This is a genomic window from Micromonospora sp. A202 (genome assembly GCF_006715105.1).
In the GTDB taxonomy this organism is placed as follows: domain Bacteria; phylum Actinomycetota; class Actinomycetes; order Mycobacteriales; family Micromonosporaceae; genus Micromonospora; species Micromonospora zamorensis.
The window spans coordinates 1,209,101-1,227,469 of record NZ_VFMP01000001.1 but is presented as its reverse complement, the minus strand read 5'-3'; the positions used below and the strand labels follow the sequence as shown (position 1 = coordinate 1,227,469).

The following is an 18,369-nucleotide window of genomic DNA, read 5'->3' as shown; positions in this document are numbered from 1 at the left end:
GTCGATCATGGAGTTGTGGTGCCTCGCGAAAGCCGCAATCTGGCGCACCCCGGGCACCACAAGTCCATGATCGACGCGGCGGGGCGCTTGGGCGCGGCGGGGCGCGTTACAGGCGTTCGAAGCCACGGGTCAGCTCCCAGTCCGTCACCGCCGCGTCGAAGGCCGCCAGCTCCACCCTCGCCTGGTTGGCGTAGTGGGCCACCACCTCGTCGCCGAACGCCTCCCGGGCGACAGTGGAGCCCTCCCAGAGGGTCAGGGCGTCGCGCAGGGTGCCGGGGACCCGCTCGGCCTCCGGGTCGTCGTACGCGTTGCCGGTGCACTCGTCGCCCAGCTCCAGCTCACTGTCGATGCCGTGCAGCGCGCCGGCGACCAGCCCGGCGATCGCCAGGTACGGGTTGACGTCGGCGCCAGGCACCCGGTTCTCCACCCGCATGCCCTGCCCGTGCCCGACCACCCGCAGCGCGCAGGTGCGGTTGTCCACCCCCCACCGCAGGGCCGTGGGGGCGAACGATCCGGGCTGGTAGCGCTTGTAGGAGTTGATGTTCGGGGCGAAGAGCAGACTGAACTCCCGCATGGTGGCCAGCAGCCCGGCGAGCACCCGCTGCCCGGTCTGCGACAGGTGCGCCGGGCCGTCGCCGAGCATCGCCGAGCCACCGGTGCTGTCCCGCAGGGAGAAGTGGATGTGGCAGGAGTTGCCCTCCCGCTCGTTCGGCTTGGCCATGAAGGTGATCGACATGCCCTCCTGGGCGGCGATCTCCTTGGCGCCGTTCTTGTAGATCACGTGGTGGTCGGCGCAGGCGACCGCCTCGTCGTAGCGGAAGGCGATCTCATGCTGGCCGAGGTTGCACTCGCCCTTGGCGCTCTCCGGGGTAAGCCCGGCAGCGGCCATCTCGGTGCGGATCCGGCGCAGCAGCGGCTCCACCCGGGCGGTGCCGAGCAGGGAGTAGTCGACGTTGTACTGGTTGGCCGGGGTGAGATCGCGGTAGCCGCGCCGCCAGGCGTCCTCGTACGAGTCGCGGAACAGCACGAACTCCAACTCGGTGCCGGCGTACGCGGTCAGCCCGTGCTCGGCCAGCCGGTCCAGCTGCCGGCGCAGGATCTGCCGGGGCGAGGCGACCACGTCGCCGGTTCCGTCGAGCCAGGTCAGGTCGGCCAGCAGCATGGCGGAGCCGGGCTGCCAGGGCGTGCGGCGTAACGTGCCGAAGTCCGGCACCATCGCGAAGTCGCCGTAGCCGCGCTCCCAGCTCGACATCGCGTACCCGTCGACGGTGTTCATGTCGACGTCCACGGCGAGCAGGTAGTTGCAACCCTCACTGCCGTTGGCCACCACCTGGTCGAGGAAGAAGGGCGCGTGGAACCGCTTGCCCTGCAGGCGCCCCTGCATGTCGACCAGGGCCAACACCACGGTGTCGATCTCGCCGGCCTCGACAGCGACCCGCAACTCTTCCAGCGTCAGTGGCGTTCTGCTCATGAGCGGGCCTCCATCACCAAGGTCTACTGGCAAACCGGATCACCGTCAATGCCCCCGGCGTGGTCGGCGGCAAACCACGCGAGGAGTTGTCATGCGTCTTCGAGCAGTCCTGGCCGTCGTCACTCTCGCCATCACGCTCGGCACGGCGGTGAGCGCCGAGGCGGGGGTTCGTACGCCGGACGGGTCGGTCACCGCTGCCGATGCCGGCGGGTTCGACTTCGCCCAACCGGAGGTCGTCGCGACCGGGCTGGAAGCACCCTGGGGGCTCGACTTCCTGCCCGACGGCAGCGCCCTGGTGGCTCAGCGCGACCAGGGCACCGTGCTGCGGGTCCGACCCGGCCAACCGACGGTGCAGGTCGCCCGGATCGCCGGGGTGGTCGGCGGCGGCGAGGGAGGCCTGCTCGGCCTGGCCGTCTCTCCCCGGTACCGCCTGGACCGATGGATCTACGTCTGCTTCACCACCGCGTCCGACATCCGGATCGCGCGGTTCCGGCTGAACGCGCCGCAACGCCAGCAGGTGATCTTCAGCGGCCCGGTGCGGGCGTCCATCCACAACGGTGGACGGATCGCCTTCGGCCCCGACGGGATGCTCTACGTCGGCGTCGGTGACGCCGGTGTCCCAGCCAACGCGCAGAACCTGGCCAGCCGCAATGGCAAGATCCTGCGGATCCGGCCGAACGGTGGCGTCCCCGCGGGCAACCCGTTCCCCGGCTCGCCGGTGTTCAGCTACGGCCACCGCAACGTGCAGGGTCTGGCCTGGGACGCGCAGGGCCGACTGTTCGCCACCGAGTTCGGCCAGGCCACCTGGGACGAGGTGAACCGCATCGTCCCGGGCGGCAACTACGGCTGGCCGGTCGTGGAGGGCCCGAGCAACGATCCCCGCTTCCGTGCCCCGGTGGTCGTCTGGCCCCCGGCGCAGGCGTCGCCGAGTGGTGCCGCCTTCGCGGGCGGCACCCTGTTCGTCGCCGCGCTGCGGGGAGCCCGGCTGTGGGCCGTCCCGATCAGCCCCGCCGGGACGGTCGGCACACCGGCCGCCGAGTTGGTGGGTGCCTACGGCCGGCTCCGTACCGTCGAGGTGGCCCCGGACGGCTCCCTCTGGGTGGCCACCAGCAACCGCGACGGCAACGGCACGCCGAGGCCACAGGACGACCGCATCGTCCGGTTCACGACCGGCGAGCGGCAGCCGCCACCCGCCGGCCGTGCCGGGTTCCGTCTCGCGGACCCGGTGCAACCCTGACCCCGGCAGGGCTCGGGTCATTCGGGGCCGTCGACCGCCGCAGGCTCTGACCTGGCGGTCGGCTCCTCGACGGTACGGACGGGTCCGGTGAACCAGGTGCGGGCCGAGGCGTACCACCAGACGGCGACCACCAGCAGCACCCCGCCGACGGCGAGCGGCGCATAGTTGACGGCCGACCAGGTGAACCCGTCGTTGCCGGGCACCCCGGCGGGCACGATGGGCAGCACGAAGTAGACCGCGATGACGGCGATCTCGATCACCGCGATCCAGCCGAGCAGCTTGTACTTGCGGCCGAGCGTCCACGGCCCGGGCACGAACCGGTCGCCCATCCGCAGCCGCAGTGCGATCGGGATGAGGAAGGACAGGTAGAGCCCGAGCACCGCCACCGAGACCACCGCGTAGAAGGCGATCGGGATGCCGGCCGAGCTCTCGTAGAGCGCCGGCAGGGTCAGCACCAGGCCGGCCAGGGTCGCGCCGATGATCGCGTTGACCGGGGTGCCGTTGCGGTCGACCTTCGACCAGAGTCGCCACCCGGGCACCGCCCGGTCCCGGCTGAACGCGTACGCCATGCGGCTCATCGAGGTCACGCAGCTCATCCCGCAGAAGAACTGGCCGATGGTGGAGATGATGATGACGATCTTGAAGAAGACCGGCGTCAACGCGGACTCGAAGATGGCACCGGAGAAGCCGCCCGCGGCGTTGACCGCCTCGACGTCGGTGGCCGCGAAGAGGAACGCCAGCAGCAGGATCCAGCCGCCGACAGCGGAATAGAAGATCGACTGCCAGAGCCCCCGTGCGGCGGCCTGCGAAGCGCCGCGGGTCTCCTCGGAGACGTGTGCGCAGGCGTCGAAGCCGGTGATCGTGTACTGGGTCAGCAGGAAACCCAGGGGCAGCACGTAGAACCAGAACGTCAGCCCGCCGACGTCGCCGTCACCGAAACCGGAGTTGTTGAAGCGCTCGGTGAACACGAACTGGAAGCTCTGGTGGTTGTCCGGCACGAAGACCAGGATGGCCACCACGACGGCCGCACCGGCCACGTGCCACCAGACCGAGACGTTCTGGAGTACGTCGATGATCCGGTGCCCGAAGATGTTGATCAGCCCGTGCAGAACCAGGATGATCACGAAGAGGACGAACGCCTGCCGCAGCGTCCCGGCCCAGCCGTCGAAGAGCGCGGACAGGGTGAGGTTGAGGAACGTCGCGCAGCCGTAGTCCACCGAGGCGGTGACCGCCACCAGGCCGATGAGGTTCAGCCAGCCGGTGAACCAGCCGTGCACCGGGCGACCCATGGTGGCCGCCCACCAGTAGATCCCGCCCGCTGTCGGGTACGCCGACACCAGCTCGGCCATGCAGAAACCGATGATCAGGATGAACAGCGAGATCAGCGGCCAGCCCCAGGAGATGGCGACCGGGCCGCCGTTGTTCCACGCCTGACCGAAGGTGGTGAAGCAGCCGGCCAGGATCGAGATGATGGAGAACGAGATGGCGAAGTTGGAGAAGCCACTCCACTTGCGGCGCAACTCCTGTTTGTAGCCGAGTTCGGCGAGCCGTCGGGCGTCGTCGTCCATCGGTTGCTCGGCGGTTGGCACGGGGGTCGTTGCCACTGCACACCTCCCTGAGGTGGTTCCGCGTGCGAGTGGGCAAAGTGTGATCCCGGGCGATCAAGACGGTCAATACATACTCGGCGGGAATGTCACCGCCGACGGCTAATTGTGTTGCCCCTGCGGCCACCCCGGCCGCATCCTTGAGCCCGTGACCAGCCCGTTCGCGACGGGCGTACCCCCGGGCGCTCGGACCGCCCGGACCGCGGCGGCGCGGGGCACACCTCTCTCTCACGTACGGCGCGTCGCCGTACCCGACCAGTGCCCCGCGCCCCCAGCCCGTCACCACGAGCCCCGGCGTCAGGCGGGCAGGTCGACCAGCAGGCCCGACCGGGCCACGTCGACAGAACCGCTGTATGCCCGCCGTGCCGCGGCGACGGCCGCGTCAGGGTCCGTGCCAGGCCACAGGTGCGTCAGCAGGACCGCTCTGCTCCGTGCCGCGTTGGCGTAGCGACCCACCTCGGCGGCGCTCGACAGGAATCCGACATGCCGGTCCGGGATCTCGTCGACATACGTCGCGTCGGCGATCAGCAGGTCGGCGTCGCGGGCCAACTCAACCAACATCGGGCTCGGCCCGGTGTCCCCGGTGTAGGCCAGCACCGTCCCGCCGGCGGTGAAACGGGCCCCGGCGTTCGGCACCCAGTGCGGCAGTGACCATGTCCGCACGGTGAACGGACCGACGCCGAAGTTGTCGCCGGGGGTGAACCCGTGCAGTCGGTACGCCGCGTCGATGAGCCCTGACTCGTCGATCGCGAGCAGCGGGTCGAGGCTGCCGCTTGGCGCGAACACCGGCAGGGCCGGCGCGGACCGGTCGGGCAACACCCTGGCCCGCAGCAGTGGCTGCAGGTCAGCGCAGTGGTCGGGATGGCCGTGGCTGACGTACACCGCGTCGACCGCTGAGGCGGGCACCCGGGTCAGCAGCGGTTGCACCGTCGCGTAGCCAGGATCGACCAACAGCCGAAAGCCCTGGTGCTCGACCAGAAAGCCCGCACACGCCTGCTCGGCGGAGGGCCAGGCACCAAGACCGCCAAGCACCACGACGCGCATGGGATCGACCCTAGCCGCTGCCGCTCCGCCTTATCGCCCCGAACTCGTCCGACCGGGGGATCACGCCAGCAGCAGGCCGGCCAGCCACAGTGCGGTAACGACCAGACAGGCGGCGAACTCGACCAGCATCGACAGACCGGCGGCCTTGAGCGCCTGCACGGTGGACGGCCAGGCGAGCTGGTTGCTGCCGAGCCGCAGCCGCTCCGCCGCCCACACCCCGGCGACGAAGCCGAGCACCAGCCCCACGACCGGCACCACGAAGAACCCGACGATGCCGAGCACGCCGCCGGCGAGCAGTGTGGACGTCGGCACACCGGTGCGCTTCAGGTTCCGGCCCGGCCACGCGTACTTGATCACGGTGCCGCCCGCCACGACCACAGTGGCAGCGCCGAACACCGCCCAGCCGACCATGCCCGCACCGCCGAAGACCGCCCAGACCAGCACACCACCCCAGCACAGCGGCAACGCCGGCAGGCCGGGCACCACCACGCCGGCCAGCCCGGCCAGGATGGCCAGGCCGGCCACAACCGTCACCACGGTCTGCGAGTCCGTCAGGCTCACGTCGCCACCTTCCATCGCCGCCATCGGTGCCGACCGAACCGTAGTGGGCCCCCGCTCACGCCGTCGCCCCGCCACGGAGCCGGGCGGTGATCGTGTCGGCCGGGGCCGGGGCGCCGAAGAATCGTCCCTGCCCGGTGTCGCAGCGCAGCGCCCGCAACCGTTCCGCCTGCACCTCGGTCTCCACCGCCTCGGCGGTCACCCACAGCTCCAGCGCGTGCGCCAACCGGACCAGCGCGTCGACGATCCGTTCGTCCCGGTGGTCGGCGGCGACGTCGGTGCCGTCGGCGCGGATGCCCTCGACGAACGGGCCGGCGAGCTTCAGGCAGTGGATCGGCAGCCGCCGCAGGTACGCCAGGTTGGAGTATCCGGTGCCGAAATCGTCGACCGCCAGCCGGACGCCGAGCGCGGCGAGCCGGTACAGGCTGCGCAGAGGCTCGTCGGCGCTGCCCATCACGGCGCTCTCGGTCAGCTCCAGTTGAAGCAGCTCGGCCGGCAGTCCGCTGGTGTGCAGCGCGTCGGCCACCGTCTCCACGATCGCCGGGTCGTCGGCCTGCCGCGCGGCCAGGTTGACGCTGACCACCAGCCTGGCCTCGGGGAACTGCCGCCACCACCGCTCGGCGTCGTGACAGGCCTGCCGCAGCACCCACTCACCGAGCCGGACGATCAGGCCGGTCTCCTCGGCCAGGCCGATGAACCGGTCCGGCCCGATCAGGCCCAGCTCCGGATGCTCCCACCGGACCAGCGCCTCCACCGCGAGCATGCTGCCCTCCAGCAGCGACACGATCGGCTGGTAGTGCAGGACGAACTCGCCCCGGTCCAGTGCGGCGGGCAGCCCGGCCACCAGCGCCGACCGGGCGATGTCCCGGGCGCTGCGCTCCGGGTCGTAGACCGCCCACCGGCCCCGGCCCGCCGCCTTCGCCCAGTACAGCGTGGTGTCCGCGGCCTTCATCAGCTCCGACGGGGAGGTCTCCGCGGCCGGGCACTGCACGATGCCCACACTGGCCGAGACGGCCAACTGGTGTTCACCGACGTGCACCGGGGACGCGACGGCGGCCAGCGCGGCCTCCGCGACGGCCACCGCGTCGTCGATGTCGTCCCCTCCGTCGACGAGGATCACGAACTCGTCGCCGCCCATCCGGGCGACCAGGTGGCCGTGGTCGGCCACGCACGCGGCCAGCCTCCGGCCGATCATCACCAGCAGGCGGTCACCGAGGTCGTGACCGAGGCTGTCGTTGATCGCCTTGAAGCCGTCCAGGTCGAGGAAGCACACCCCGACTCGCCGCCCGTTGTCCGCGCCGTCGAGGACCCGCGCCAGCGTCTCGAAGAACAACGTCCGGTTGGGCAGCCCCGTCAGCGGGTCGTGCAACGCCTGGAAGCGCAGCCGCTGCTGGAGTTCGTACCGCTGGGTGATGTCCTCGATCATCGCGACGGTGAACCGGGGCCGGCCGTCGTCGTACCGGATCAGTGAGACGGCCAGATCCGTCCAGACCACGCTGCCGTCCTTGCGGTGGTAGCGCTTCTCCACCCGGGCCGCGTCATGCTTGCCCTCGATCAGCTCCTGGTACAGCTCCCACATCCCGGCGGCGTCGTCCACGTGGAACAGTGCCGCCACGTTGGTCCCGCGCAGCTCCTCCATGGAGTAGCCGAGCATGTCGGCGAAGGCCTGGTTGACGTCGATGATCCGACCGTCCACGCCGGCGATGCCGATTCCGATGGCGGCACCGGTGAAGACGGCCCGGAACCGTGCCTCGCTGTCGCGCAGCGCCTGCTCGACCTCGTCACGCGCCTGCCAGGCGGACCGGGCGATCCGTTCCTGCTGACTGAAGGTGCGGTCGCGAAGCGCGCGGGCGAACCCGGCGGCCAGCCCGCCCTGCACCGCCGCGATCCGGTCGGCGAGGTCCGCCGGCCGGTCGAGGGCACCCAGCACCCGGTCGGCGAAATCCGCACCGAGGGCGTGCAGCGTCCAGTCCAGGGCCTGCGGCTCGGTGAGGTGCGCCTCCACCAGCGCCCACCCGACCTCCTCGGCCGGACGGGCGGAGAAGGGCTCCGCCCGCACCGCCTGCGCCAGCCGGATCGTGTGCACCAGCAGCAGCCGCTCGGTCTCGGCCGCACTGAGCGGCACGAACCCGAGGCGGCGCACCGCACGGGCCCAGTCGGCGGCATACCCCTGGGCGTCGGCCCGGCCGGCGTCGACCCCGGCGGGGTCCCGGCCAGCACCGACCCCGGCGGGGTCCCGGCCAGCACCGACCCCGGCGGGGTCCCGGCCAGCACCGACCCCGGCGGGGTCCCGGCCAGCACCGACCCCGGCGGGGTCCGGGACGGCGGCCACGGGATCAGCCGGCGGGCTGGTCGTACCGGGCGACGCCCCCGAAGGCGCCGAACCGCTCCGGGTGCTCGTCCACGTCGGACGGTGAGTCGGGCCGCCAGAGCGGCATGTGCACCACGCCCGGTTCGAGGACCGTCCAGTCCCCGAAGAAACCGGTGACCTGGGCGCGGGAGCGCAGGGTGATCTCGGTGTCCGTCCGTGCGGAGAGACGCTGGGCGTCCAGCATCTCCTGCGGCTGGTCCTCGAATGTGGAGTGCGAGATGACCAGGAAGCTGCCCGGCGCGGCGGCTGCCCGCAGGGTGGCCAGAATCTCCTCAGGCCGGTCGCTGTCGGGGATGAAGTGCACCACCCCGGCCAGCAGGATGCCCATCGGCCGGCTGAAGTCGATCAGCCCGAGCTGCCGGGTCTCGGCGAGGATCCGCTCCGGCTCACGCAGGTCGGCGTGGATGACCCCGGTCAGCTCGTTGCCGGCGAGCAACTCCCGGCTGTGCGCGACCGCCACCGGGTCGATGTCGACATACACCACTCGGGCCTTGGGGTTCACCCCCTGAGCCACCTCGTGCACGTTGCCCACGGTGGGAATTCCGGAGCCGATGTCGAGGAACTGGTCGATGCCGGCGTCGAGCAGCACCCGGACGGCCCGGCGCAGGAACTCGCGGCCCGAACGCATGGTGGCGGCGAGATTCGGCGTCATGCTGGCGATCTGTTCGGCCAGCTGCCGGTCGATCTCGAAGTTGTGCGCCCCGCCCAGGAAATAGTCGTACACCCGGGCCGCGCTCGGCCTGGTCAGATCGATCTCGGTCGGCAGTCCGTCCGGCATCAGCGTGCTCCCCAGTTCATCGCCGCGGCGCGGGACAGCACCGGCGTCGGGGCGCGCAGCGGGCACGCGTGGGCACCGGTCGACCCGCGGGTCGTGTGGTGTGGACCACTCTAGGCGGCTGACTCCAGCAACAGGGAGATCCCTTGACCAACACCTATGCACATGGTGGCCAGAGCCCGGCGACCGCCGCGACGGCGCAACTCCAGGGCGGCGGTCAATGCCAGCCGCGCGCCGCTGGCGCCGAGCGGGTGCCCCAGTGCGATGGCCCCGCCGTTCGGGTTGACGTGTTCGGCGTCCACGGGCAGCCCCAGCTCGCGCAACACCGCCACCGACTGCGCGGCGAACGCCTCGTTCAGCTCCACCACGTCCACCGCGCTCAGCTCGACGCCGACCCGGTCGAGCAGCTTACGGGTGGCCGGCACCGGGCCGATCCCCATGATCCGGGGCGGTACGCCGGCCGCAGCCGCCCCGCCGATCCGGGCCAGCGGAGTGAGGCCGTACCGGTGCACCGCCGCCTCGCTGGCGACCAGCAGGGCCACCGCCCCGTCGTTGACGCCTGAGGAGTTGCCGGCGGTCACCGTGCCGCCGTCGCGGAACGGGGTAGGCAGCGAGGCCAACTTCGCAAGCGTGGTCTCCCGGGGGTGCTCGTCGACCTCGACCAGCCGGGTCTCCCGGCGGCCGGCCGGCACGGACACCGCCACGATCTCCTCGGCGAACCGGCCGTCGGCCTGCGCCTTGGCCGCGCGCTGCTGCGAGCGGTACGCGAAGGCGTCCTGCTCGGCCCGGCTCACGCCGTACTCGGCGGCCACGTTCTCCGCCGTCTCCGGCATCGAGTCGACGCCCCACCCGTCGCGCATCAGCGGGTTCACCAACCGCCAGCCCAGGGTGGTGTCGTACACCTCGGCGGAGCGGGAGTACGCCGACGTGGCCTTCGGCATGACGAAGGGGGCACGGCTCATGCTCTCCACCCCGCCGGCGATCACCAGCTCCGCGTCCCCGGCGACGATGGACCGGGCGGCGGTGGCCAGGGCGTCCAGGCCCGAGCCGCAGAGCCGGTTGACGGTGCTGCCCGGCACCTCCTGCGGCAGGCCGGCCAACAGCGCCGCCATCCGGGCCACGTTGCGGTTGTCCTCGCCGGCCTGGTTGGCGCAGCCGAGCACGACGTCGTCCACCCGCGCCCAGTCCACCGACGGGTGCCGGGCGACCAACTCGCGGATCACATGCGCGGCCAGGTCGTCGGGGCGGACGCCGGCCAGCGCGCCGGCGTACCGGCCGATCGGGGTACGGACACCGGCCACCAGGTATGCCACGGTCATCGCGAGTCCTTCGGGGGTGCAGACGGCGGGGGTGGGGCACGCCCACCGGGTCGCGGGGGCTGCCGGCCGCCAGGATATCCGCGTCGGCAGCGGATAGGTTGGCGGCATGGCCCGGGCCCAGTTCAGCGCAGAGACCAGCGGCGGCGGCGCGTTCGTCCGTCAGCCCAACCGGTTCACCGGTCGGGTCACCGCCGACTCCACGTCCCCGCCCGGTGGCGGGCCCGACGAGCAGGACCGTTGGCCGCTGGAGGCCGGCCGGTACCGGCTGATCTGGTGCCGCGCCTGCCCGTGGGCACACCGGGCGAGGATCGTGCGGGGCCTGCTCGGCCTGGACGACGCGATCTCGCTGGGCACCGTCGACCCGATCCGCGACGAGCGGGGCTGGGCGTTCGCCCTGGACCCGGACGGCTTCGACCCGGTCCTCGGCGTCAGCTTCCTCTCCGAGGCGTACCTGGCCACCGACGCGGACTACACGGGCCGGGTGACAGTGCCGGCGCTGGTCGACACCCTGACCGGCCGGGTCGTCACCAACGACTACCCGCAGCTCACCCTCGACCTCTCCACCGAGTGGCGCTCGCTGCACGCGCCCGACGCACCGGACCTGTACCCGGTCGAACTTCGTCCCGAGATGGACGCGCTGATGGCCGAGATCCACACCGACGTCAACAACGGCGTGTACCGGTGCGGGTTCGCCACCTCGCAGGAGGCGTACGAAGAGGCATTCCGGGCACTCTTCGCCCGGCTGGACGCCTTGTCCGAACGCCTGGCCGGGCAGCGCTACCTGATGGGTGAGGCGATCACCGAGGCCGACGTGCGGCTGTTCACCACACTGATCCGGTTCGACGCCGCGTACCACGGACACTTCAAGTGCAACCGGCAGAAGCTGACCGAGATGCCGGTGCTCTGGGCGTACGCCCGGGACCTGTTCCAGACCCCGGGCTTCGGTGAGACGGTGGACTTCGACCACATCAAGCGGCACTACTACGGCACCCACCGGGAGATCAACCCGAGCGGCATCGTGCCGCTCGGGCCTGACGACTCCGGTTGGAGCACGCCACACGGGCGTGGCTGAGCCGGGTCGGCCCGGCACCACGACCGCGCCGAGGGCCCGCGCCGACGTCGTCCGCCGGGTCGCCGGGTCCGCCGCGGCCGGCTGCGCGCTGGCCGGGGCGGTCGCGGTGACCGTCGCCGTGGTCGCCGGTCCCGGTCCGGGGCTCACCGGGTACGTCAGCGAGGCGGGCATCGCCGGCAGTGGTCACGCCACGACGTACCGAATCGGGATCCTCGCTCTGGCCGCAGCGCTGCTGCTGGTCGGCGCGGCACTGCCTCCCGGGGTGTGGGCGGCACCGGCCCTGCTCGCCACCGGCGCGGTCTTCACCGCCGTGTCCGGGGCCGTGACCTGCTCCGCCGGCTGCCCGCTGCCACCGTTCGAGCGGGCGACGGCGGCGGATCTGGTGCACGGCGGCACGAGCATCGCGGCGACCGCGTCGGTGGTCCTCGCCATGGTCACGCTCGCCGTGTCCGGGCCGGCGGGCCCGGTGCTCCGTCGGCTGGCTGGCCTGGCCGCCGCGGTGGCGCTGCCGCTCTGCGCCGCGGTGGCGCTGGCGATGCTCATCCTCGGCCGGGGTGCGGTGGTGGGCGTGCTGGAACGGCTGGTCCTCGCCGTCGCGGTGCTGTGGGGCCTCTCGACCGCGACAGTCCTCGCCCTGGCCCGTCGATAGGACGGCGGGCGGGCCGGATGTAAGGAGCCTCACGCCGATCACCCCTTCCTCCGAGCGGGAATCGGCGTAACGTCGGCGAGCGATGACCAATGTCTGGGGCCTCACCGAGCGCCTGTACGTCGATCTCCGACTGCAGGCCAGCGGCGTCTGTCCGGCATAGCCGCGACACACACGCCCACCCGCTCGGAACCAGACAATTGGACAACGTCTCATGCCTTTCGGCCTGCGCAAGATTCCCTTCTCCGTGCAGATCCTGCTCGGCCTCGTGCTCGGCGTCGCGCTGGGCTTCCTGGCCCGCGCCAACGACCTGAGCTGGCTGACCACCACCCTGCAAACCGTCGGCAGCCTCTTCATCCAGCTGCTCAAACTGGCGGTGCCGCCGCTGGTCTTCACCGCCATCGTGGTCAGCGTGGTCAGCCTGCGCGGCGTCGCGAACGCCGCCCGGCTCGCCCTCAAGACCCTGATGTGGTTCGGCATCACCGCCCTGATCGCGGTGAGCATCGGCATCGGCCTCGGCCTGCTCACCAACCCGGGCAAGGGCGTGACCCTCGACCTGGGTGGCGCGGCCCCGCCGAAGAACACCGGCTCGTGGACCGACTTCCTCACCGGCATCGTGCCCACCAACCCGGTCGGCGCGTTCGTCGAGGGCAACGTCCTCCAGATCGTCTTCCTCGCCGTCGTCGTGGGTGCCGCGGCCCTGCTGGTCGGCGAGCCCGCCGAGCCCTTCGTGGCGCTGAACCGGTCCCTGCTGGAGATCGTCCAGAAGGCGCTCTGGTGGGTCATCCGCCTCGCCCCGATCGGCACCCTCGGCCTGATCGGCAACGCCGTCGCCTCGTACGGCTGGGACCTGCTGGCCCCCCTCGCGAAGTTCACCACCGCCGTCTACGTCGGCTGCGCCATCGTGCTGTTCGTGGTCTACCCGCTGGTGCTGATCCTCGCCGGCCGCCTCAACCCGCTGCGCTTCTTCGCCGGCGCCTGGCCGGCGATCGAGCTGGCCTTCGTGTCCCGCTCCTCGGTCGGCACCATGCCGGTGACCCAGCGCTCCGTCGAGCGCCTCGGCGTCCCCCGCGAGTACGCCTCGTTCGCGGTGCCGTTCGGTGCCACCACGAAGATGGACGGTTGCGCCGCGATCTACCCGGCACTCGCCGCGATCTTCGTGGCCCAGGTGTTCGGTGTGCAGCTCGGCGTGACCGACTACCTGCTGATCGCCTTCGTCTCGGTGGTCGGCTCGGCGGCCACCGCCGGCCTGACCGGCGCGATCGTGATGCTCACCCTGACCCTCAGCACGCTGGGTCTGCCGCTGGCCGGCGCCGGCCTGCTGCTGGCCATCGACCCGATCCTGGACATGATCCGCACCGCCACCAACGTGGCCGGGCAGGCACTCGTGCCGACAGTGGTCGCCGCCCGGGAGGGCACCCTCGACCGGGCCGCGTACGAGTCCGCCGGTCGGCGGGACCTGACCGACCCGGAGCCGGTCGCCGACCCCCGGCCGACCCGACAGGACGAGCTGAGCCCCGTACCCGCCTGATCCAGCTGACACCGACGGCGACGGGCCCCTCCCCGGAGGGGCCCGTCGCCGTCTTCGAGAGGATGACCCCATGAGTTCCCTGTTCACCCCCCTGGCCCTGCGCGCGGTCACACTGCCCAACCGGATCGCCATGGCCCCCATGTGCCAGTACTCCGCCGGCCCCGATGGCCTGCCCACCGACTGGCACCTGATCCACCTGGGCAGTCGCGCGGTCGGCGGTGCCGGTCTGATCCTGACCGAGGCGACCGCCGTGCTCCCCGAGGGCCGGATCAGCCCGCAGGACACCGGGCTGTGGTCCGGCGCGCACGTCGACGCCTGGCGACCGGTGACCGCGTTCGTCGCCGCCCACGGCGCCGTGCCGGCCGTGCAGCTCGCGCACGCCGGTTTCAAGGCCTCCACCTACCGGCCGTGGGCACCGGAGCGCGGTGGCGTGCCGGACAGCGAGGGTGGCTGGACGCCCGTCGCGCCCGGCTCGGAGCCGTTCACCACCGACTACCGGACGCCGACCAGCCTCGACGAGGCCGGCATCGCCGGTGTGGTCCAGGCGTTCGCCGCGGCCGCCGAACGCGCGCTGGACGCCGGCTTCGCCGCCGTGGAGATCCACGCCGCGCACGGCTACCTGCTCAACGAGTTCCTCTCGCCGCTGACCAACCACCGCACCGACTCCTACGGCGGCGACCGGGCCGCCCGGATGCGACTCACCCTGGAGGTGGCCCGCGCGGTGCGCGCCGCGGTCGGCGAGGACGTGCCGGTGCTGACCCGGATCTCCGCCACCGACTGGGCTGAGGGCGGCTGGACGATCGAGGACAGCGTGGTGCTCGCCGGCGAGCTGGCCGGCGTCGGCGTCGACCTGGTCGACGCGTCCTCCGGTGGCGTCAGCACCGACCAGCGCATCCCGCTCGGCCCCGGCTACCAGGTGCCGCTGGCCGCGCAGATCCGCCGCGACGCCGGTGTGCCGACCGGCGCTGTGGGCCTGATCGTCGAGCCCGAGCACGCGGAGCAGATCGTTGCCAGCGGCGAGGCCGACCTGGTGCTGCTGGGCCGGGAGCTGCTGCGCGACGCGTACTGGCCGCGCCGGGCCGCCGCCAAGCTCGGCGTCGCGTACTCCGGCCCCGCCCAGTACGCCCGCGCGGCCTGATCTTCCGGGCGGTCGGGCGGCTGCCGCTGTGCAGCCGCCCGATCGTCATCCCGCTCTCAACCGGCCAGGTGTGACCAGCGGCCCTCCAGGTCCTGCCAGGTGCCCTGGGCCGCCACCTGCCCGCCGAGCAGCACCACCACGTGGTCGGCCCGGACCAGCGCGGCGCGCTTCGCGGTGGAGCCGACCACTGTCACCCCGTGGTCGCGCAACGCCTGCCACAGCGCCAGCTCGGTCGTGACGTCCAGCGCCGACGACACGTCGTCGGCGACCAGCAGTTCGGTACGCGGGGCCAGCGCACGGGCCAGCGCCAACCGCTGCAACTGGCCGCCGGACAGCCGGGTGCCCTTGTGCCCGATGAGCAGACCGAGCCCACCGCCAGCGGCGGCCAGGTCGTGGTCGAGCTGTGCGGTGCTGACCGCCCCGGCCGCATCAACCTCGTGCCCGAGCGCGATGTTGTCGGCGACAGTGCCGGACAGCACCCGAGGCAACTGGCCGACGTAACCGACCTGGTTGGGGCGCAGGAACAGCTCCGGCTCGGTGACCGGGTCACCGTTCCAGGCCAGCTCACCGGTGTGGTGCACGATCCCGGCCAGCGCCCGCAGCAACGAGGACTTGCCCGACCCCACCGGCCCGACGACCAGCACCAACTGCCCACGCTGCACGCTCAGGTCGACGTCCCGGACGGCCACCGTACCGTCGGAATGCACCACCCCGAAGCCGCGCAGCTCCAGGCGGCGCAGCGGATGCCGGGGTGGTGGCGTCGGCGCGGGCGCCGTCCCGGCGGCCAGGTCGACAGCCGAAACCCCAGCGGAGTACGCGCTCACTCCGGTCATCGCCGCCGTGCGCCGCGTCCAGACCCGCGCCGAGGGCAGCTGGGAGATCAACGAGGCGGTGGTCCAGGCGAACCAGCGCGCCGCGCCCAGCGTGGAGACGGCCACCAGCACCGCCCCGGCGGAGAGCGAGCCGCTCAGGTAGAGCGCCCACGCGCCGATCGGCAACAGCCCGCTGGCCACCGACGGCGTGGAACGCGCCCACACCTGCACCGAGATCTCCCGCCGCTGCCGGTCGCTGCGCAGCACGTCCAGGCCCGCCAGGTGACGCAGCACCGCCGTGGTCGCGCCGGCGAGCTTCACCGTCCGCGCCGCGGAGAGCGCGGAGACCAGCGCCGTGGCGAAGGCGGCCCGCGCCGCCACCGTCGCCCGGGCCGCGCGTTCGAGTTTCGGCCCGAACAACGTCGCGGCCAGCCCGGAGACCACCATCGTGCCGAGGAAGAACAGCCCCGGTACGACGCTCCCGGTGACCGCCGTCATGGCGACCACCAGGACCAGCGCGACGCCCTGGTCCAGCACGTTGTCGGCGAGCTGGACCACCCGCTCGGTGTCACCGCCCTGCGCCACGACCTCCGCCGGAGTGTGCGAGCTGACCCGGCGCGCCCCGGTCTGGCCGTGCACCAGGCGCAGGCCGATGCGCAGCATCTGCCGCACCCACCACTGGGGGAACCAGACGTGGGTGTAGTACGGCAGCGGCATGGTGACCAGCAGCCCGGCCACAATCCCGATCGCCGGCAGGTACGGGTTGCCGGTCCCGTCGACCAGGTCGGCCCAGAGCCAGGGCAGCACCGGGCCGTCCAGCCCCAGCAGGCTGAGCCCGAGGAACAACCCGATCGCGGCCAGCCCGTACCGGGGATCGTTGGTGCAGAGTCGGATGATCTCCCGCAGCGTCCGGGCCGGCGGCACGGGAGGCAGCGGCGGCGGATCGGTTCGCGTCGGCCCGGCCTTCTCGACCGACTCGACCTGCCCGACCCTCTCGACCGGCTCGGTGGTCGGCTCGCTCGGCCAGGCGTCGGCCGGGTCGGGGCCGACCAGCAGGTCGGTGCCGGTGCCGGCGCCGGCGCGGCCGGCCGGTGCCACTGCGGCGTACGCGGCCGCGTGGCTGGTCGCCAGCAGCTCGGCGAAGCGCGTCGACGTCTCCAACGGGCCGGCCTCGACCACCGCGCCGTCGGCCAGCACGACCACCTCGTCACAGCGGCGCACCGAGGAGAGCCGGTGGGCGATGACGATGCCGATCCGGTCGCGCAGCAGTCGTTCGGTGGCCCGCTGCACCCGCGCCTCGGTGACAGGATCCAGACGTGCGGTGGCCTCGTCGAGGATCACCACATGCGGGTCCCGGACCAGGATCCGGGCGAACGCCACCAGCTGCTCCTGGCCGGCGGAGAGCACGTGCCCGCCCTCCCCCAGCCGGGTCGCCAACCCGTCCGGCAACTCGGCGATCCAGCCGGCCAGGCCCAGCTCGTTCAGTGCCTGGGCTGCGGCGTCCAGCAGCTCGGGGTCGTAGAGCGCCACGTTCTCCGCGAGGGTGCCGGCCACGATCTCGGTACGCTGCGGCACCAGTGCCACCCAGCGGCGCAACTGCTCGACGTCGAGGTCACACAGGTCGGTGCCGCCGAGGAAGACAGTGCCCGACGGCACGTCGACAGCCCTGGTGAGCACCTTCGCGAGCGTCGACTTGCCCGAACCGGTCCGCCCGATCAGCGCGTACGAGCGTCCACGCGCGAAGGTGAGGCTGAGCCCCCGCAGCGCGGCCCCCCGGCCACCCTCCGGACCACTCACCTGGTATCCGAAGGTCAGGTCGCGGATGCGCAGGTCACCCTCGGCAGGGCTGGCACCGCCGACGGGCTCCTGCCGTGCCTTGTGCAGCAACTGCACCCGGGCCCACGCGCCGAGAGCCTCCTGGATCTCCGGCACCATCCGGCTGACGTGTTCGGCGGTGGCACCGAAGGCCAGGGCGAGCAGCCAGATGGCGGTGAGCCGGGCGGCGTCGATCCGGTCGGTGGTCAACGCCCAGGCCCCGCCGAGCACCACCGCGCCGATGCCACCCCGGATCGTCGCGGTCGCGGCGGCGGCCACCCGGGCGGACAACACCCAGACCAGGCCGCCCCGGGACAGCACGGCGGCGGCCCGCCGTGCGTACAGCCGCAGCACGTACGGGCGGGCCAGGCTGGTCCGTACGTCGTCCTGGCCGTGCACCGCCTCCTCCATCACGGCGGCCAGGTCGGACCACGCCTCCTCCTCAGCCATCCGGGCCGGGGCGATCCGGGCCGTGGGCCGGCGCAGACTGACTGCGAGCACCACAGTGAGCAGCAGCATCGCGACACCGGCCGGCCACCACACGACCAACGCCACGACCATCGACAACAGGCCGACGCAGAGACCCTGGGCGAGCCGGGTGCCCTGGTTACGGATCGCCGACGCCACCTGGTAGACGTCCCCGTCGATGCGGTCGAGCAGCTCACCCACCGGGGTGGTCTCCAGGGTGGGCAGGTCCTGCCCGAAGGCGACCCGGCAGAGCCGTCGGCGTACGTCGGCGGACCAGTCGGCGGTCAGGCCGGCCATCAGCAGGCTCACCGCGAGGTCGCTGAGCACCACGGCGACCAGCGCCGCGGCCAGCACGACGAAGAAGCCGGCCGAGCGATGCACCAGCACCGCTCCGGCCAGCGCCGAGGCGCCCGCCTGACCGGCGGCGCCGAGCACGATCAGGACGGCCACGACCGTCATACGACGTGCCGAGGTGCCCCACAGATCACGGAGCAGGCGCATGGAAAGT

General features: G+C 72.3%; 13 protein-coding genes. 5 read left to right on the top strand and 8 right to left on the bottom strand.

Features of this window, described 5'->3' with window-relative positions:
* Positions 1-106: 106 nt before the first annotated feature.
* Complete coding sequence (locus tag FBZ33_RS05745; RefSeq protein WP_099851258.1) at positions 107-1,471, bottom strand: glutamine synthetase family protein; 1,365 nt, start codon at positions 1,469-1,471, stop codon at positions 107-109.
* A 91-nt stretch (positions 1,472-1,562) separates the two neighbouring features.
* Between FBZ33_RS05745 and FBZ33_RS05740 the strand changes: the two genes are divergently transcribed.
* On the top strand, positions 1,563-2,708 hold the full coding sequence (locus FBZ33_RS05740; RefSeq protein ID WP_141908254.1) for a sorbosone dehydrogenase family protein: 1,146 nt from the start codon (positions 1,563-1,565) through the stop codon (positions 2,706-2,708).
* 17 nt (positions 2,709-2,725) lie between these two features.
* Here FBZ33_RS05740 and FBZ33_RS05735 read toward each other — a convergent pair whose 3' ends face one another.
* From FBZ33_RS05735 to pcaF, 6 genes are all read right to left on the bottom strand, one after another.
* A complete protein-coding gene (locus FBZ33_RS05735) occupies positions 2,726-4,312 on the bottom strand; it encodes an amino acid permease (RefSeq protein ID WP_141908253.1) in 1,587 nt (528 codons plus the stop codon).
* 297 nt (positions 4,313-4,609) lie between these two features.
* Positions 4,610-5,356 (bottom strand): MBL fold metallo-hydrolase, encoded by a 747-nt coding sequence (locus FBZ33_RS05730; RefSeq protein WP_141908252.1) that lies wholly within the window; start codon positions 5,354-5,356, stop codon positions 4,610-4,612.
* 60 nt (positions 5,357-5,416) lie between these two features.
* Positions 5,417-5,917, bottom strand: a complete 501-nt coding sequence (locus tag FBZ33_RS05725) for a DUF456 domain-containing protein (protein WP_088951520.1) — start codon at positions 5,915-5,917, stop codon at positions 5,417-5,419.
* Positions 5,918-5,972: 55 nt separating this feature from the next.
* Positions 5,973-8,246, bottom strand: coding sequence for a bifunctional diguanylate cyclase/phosphodiesterase (locus tag FBZ33_RS05720; RefSeq protein ID WP_185755219.1), 2,274 nt, complete (start codon positions 8,244-8,246; stop codon positions 5,973-5,975).
* Positions 8,247-8,250: 4 nt separating this feature from the next.
* Positions 8,251-9,063: an SAM-dependent methyltransferase gene (locus FBZ33_RS05710; protein ID WP_141908251.1), complete on the bottom strand. Its 813-nt coding sequence runs from the start codon at positions 9,061-9,063 to the stop codon at positions 8,251-8,253.
* A 110-nt stretch (positions 9,064-9,173) separates the two neighbouring features.
* On the bottom strand, positions 9,174-10,379 hold the full coding sequence (pcaF, locus tag FBZ33_RS05705; RefSeq protein ID WP_141908250.1) for a 3-oxoadipyl-CoA thiolase: 1,206 nt from the start codon (positions 10,377-10,379) through the stop codon (positions 9,174-9,176).
* 106 nt (positions 10,380-10,485) lie between these two features.
* Here pcaF and FBZ33_RS05700 point away from each other — a divergent pair, with 106 nt between their 5' ends.
* From FBZ33_RS05700 to FBZ33_RS05685, 4 genes are all read left to right on the top strand, one after another.
* Positions 10,486-11,451, top strand: coding sequence for a glutathione S-transferase family protein (locus FBZ33_RS05700; protein WP_141908249.1), 966 nt, complete (start codon positions 10,486-10,488; stop codon positions 11,449-11,451).
* Complete coding sequence (locus FBZ33_RS05695) at positions 11,444-12,100, top strand: DUF998 domain-containing protein (RefSeq protein WP_141908248.1); 657 nt, start codon at positions 11,444-11,446, stop codon at positions 12,098-12,100. The genes FBZ33_RS05700 and FBZ33_RS05695 overlap by 8 nt, the downstream gene beginning before the upstream one ends.
* 223 nt (positions 12,101-12,323) lie before the next feature.
* On the top strand, positions 12,324-13,628 hold the full coding sequence (locus tag FBZ33_RS05690) for a dicarboxylate/amino acid:cation symporter (RefSeq protein WP_185755468.1): 1,305 nt from the start codon (positions 12,324-12,326) through the stop codon (positions 13,626-13,628).
* A 70-nt stretch (positions 13,629-13,698) separates the two neighbouring features.
* Positions 13,699-14,766, top strand: coding sequence for an NADH:flavin oxidoreductase/NADH oxidase (locus FBZ33_RS05685; protein ID WP_141908246.1), 1,068 nt, complete (start codon positions 13,699-13,701; stop codon positions 14,764-14,766).
* A 56-nt stretch (positions 14,767-14,822) separates the two neighbouring features.
* Here the strand turns inward: FBZ33_RS05685 and FBZ33_RS05680 are convergent, their stop codons facing one another.
* Positions 14,823-18,362 carry an ABC transporter ATP-binding protein gene (locus tag FBZ33_RS05680; protein WP_141908245.1) on the bottom strand — a complete coding sequence of 1,180 codons (3,540 nt, stop codon included), beginning with the start codon at positions 18,360-18,362 and terminating at the stop codon, positions 14,823-14,825.
* Positions 18,363-18,369: the final 7 nt, after the last annotated feature.

Excerpts from the sequence above, each read along its gene's own strand:
- FBZ33_RS05745 (WP_099851258.1), bottom strand. The coding sequence starts at position 1,471 with ATGAGCAGAACGCCACTGACGCTGGAAGAGTTGCGGGTCGCTGTCGAG.
- FBZ33_RS05740 (WP_141908254.1), top strand. The coding sequence starts at position 1,563 with ATGCGTCTTCGAGCAGTCCTGGCCGTCGTCACTCTCGCCATCACGCTC.
- FBZ33_RS05730 (WP_141908252.1), bottom strand. The coding sequence starts at position 5,356 with ATGCGCGTCGTGGTGCTTGGCGGTCTTGGTGCCTGGCCCTCCGCCGAG.
- FBZ33_RS05710 (WP_141908251.1), bottom strand. The coding sequence starts at position 9,063 with ATGCCGGACGGACTGCCGACCGAGATCGATCTGACCAGGCCGAGCGCG.
- pcaF (WP_141908250.1), bottom strand. The coding sequence starts at position 10,379 with ATGACCGTGGCATACCTGGTGGCCGGTGTCCGTACCCCGATCGGCCGG.
- FBZ33_RS05700 (WP_141908249.1), top strand. The coding sequence starts at position 10,486 with ATGGCCCGGGCCCAGTTCAGCGCAGAGACCAGCGGCGGCGGCGCGTTC.
- FBZ33_RS05685 (WP_141908246.1), top strand. The coding sequence starts at position 13,699 with ATGAGTTCCCTGTTCACCCCCCTGGCCCTGCGCGCGGTCACACTGCCC.
- FBZ33_RS05680 (WP_141908245.1), bottom strand. The coding sequence starts at position 18,362 with ATGCGCCTGCTCCGTGATCTGTGGGGCACCTCGGCACGTCGTATGACG.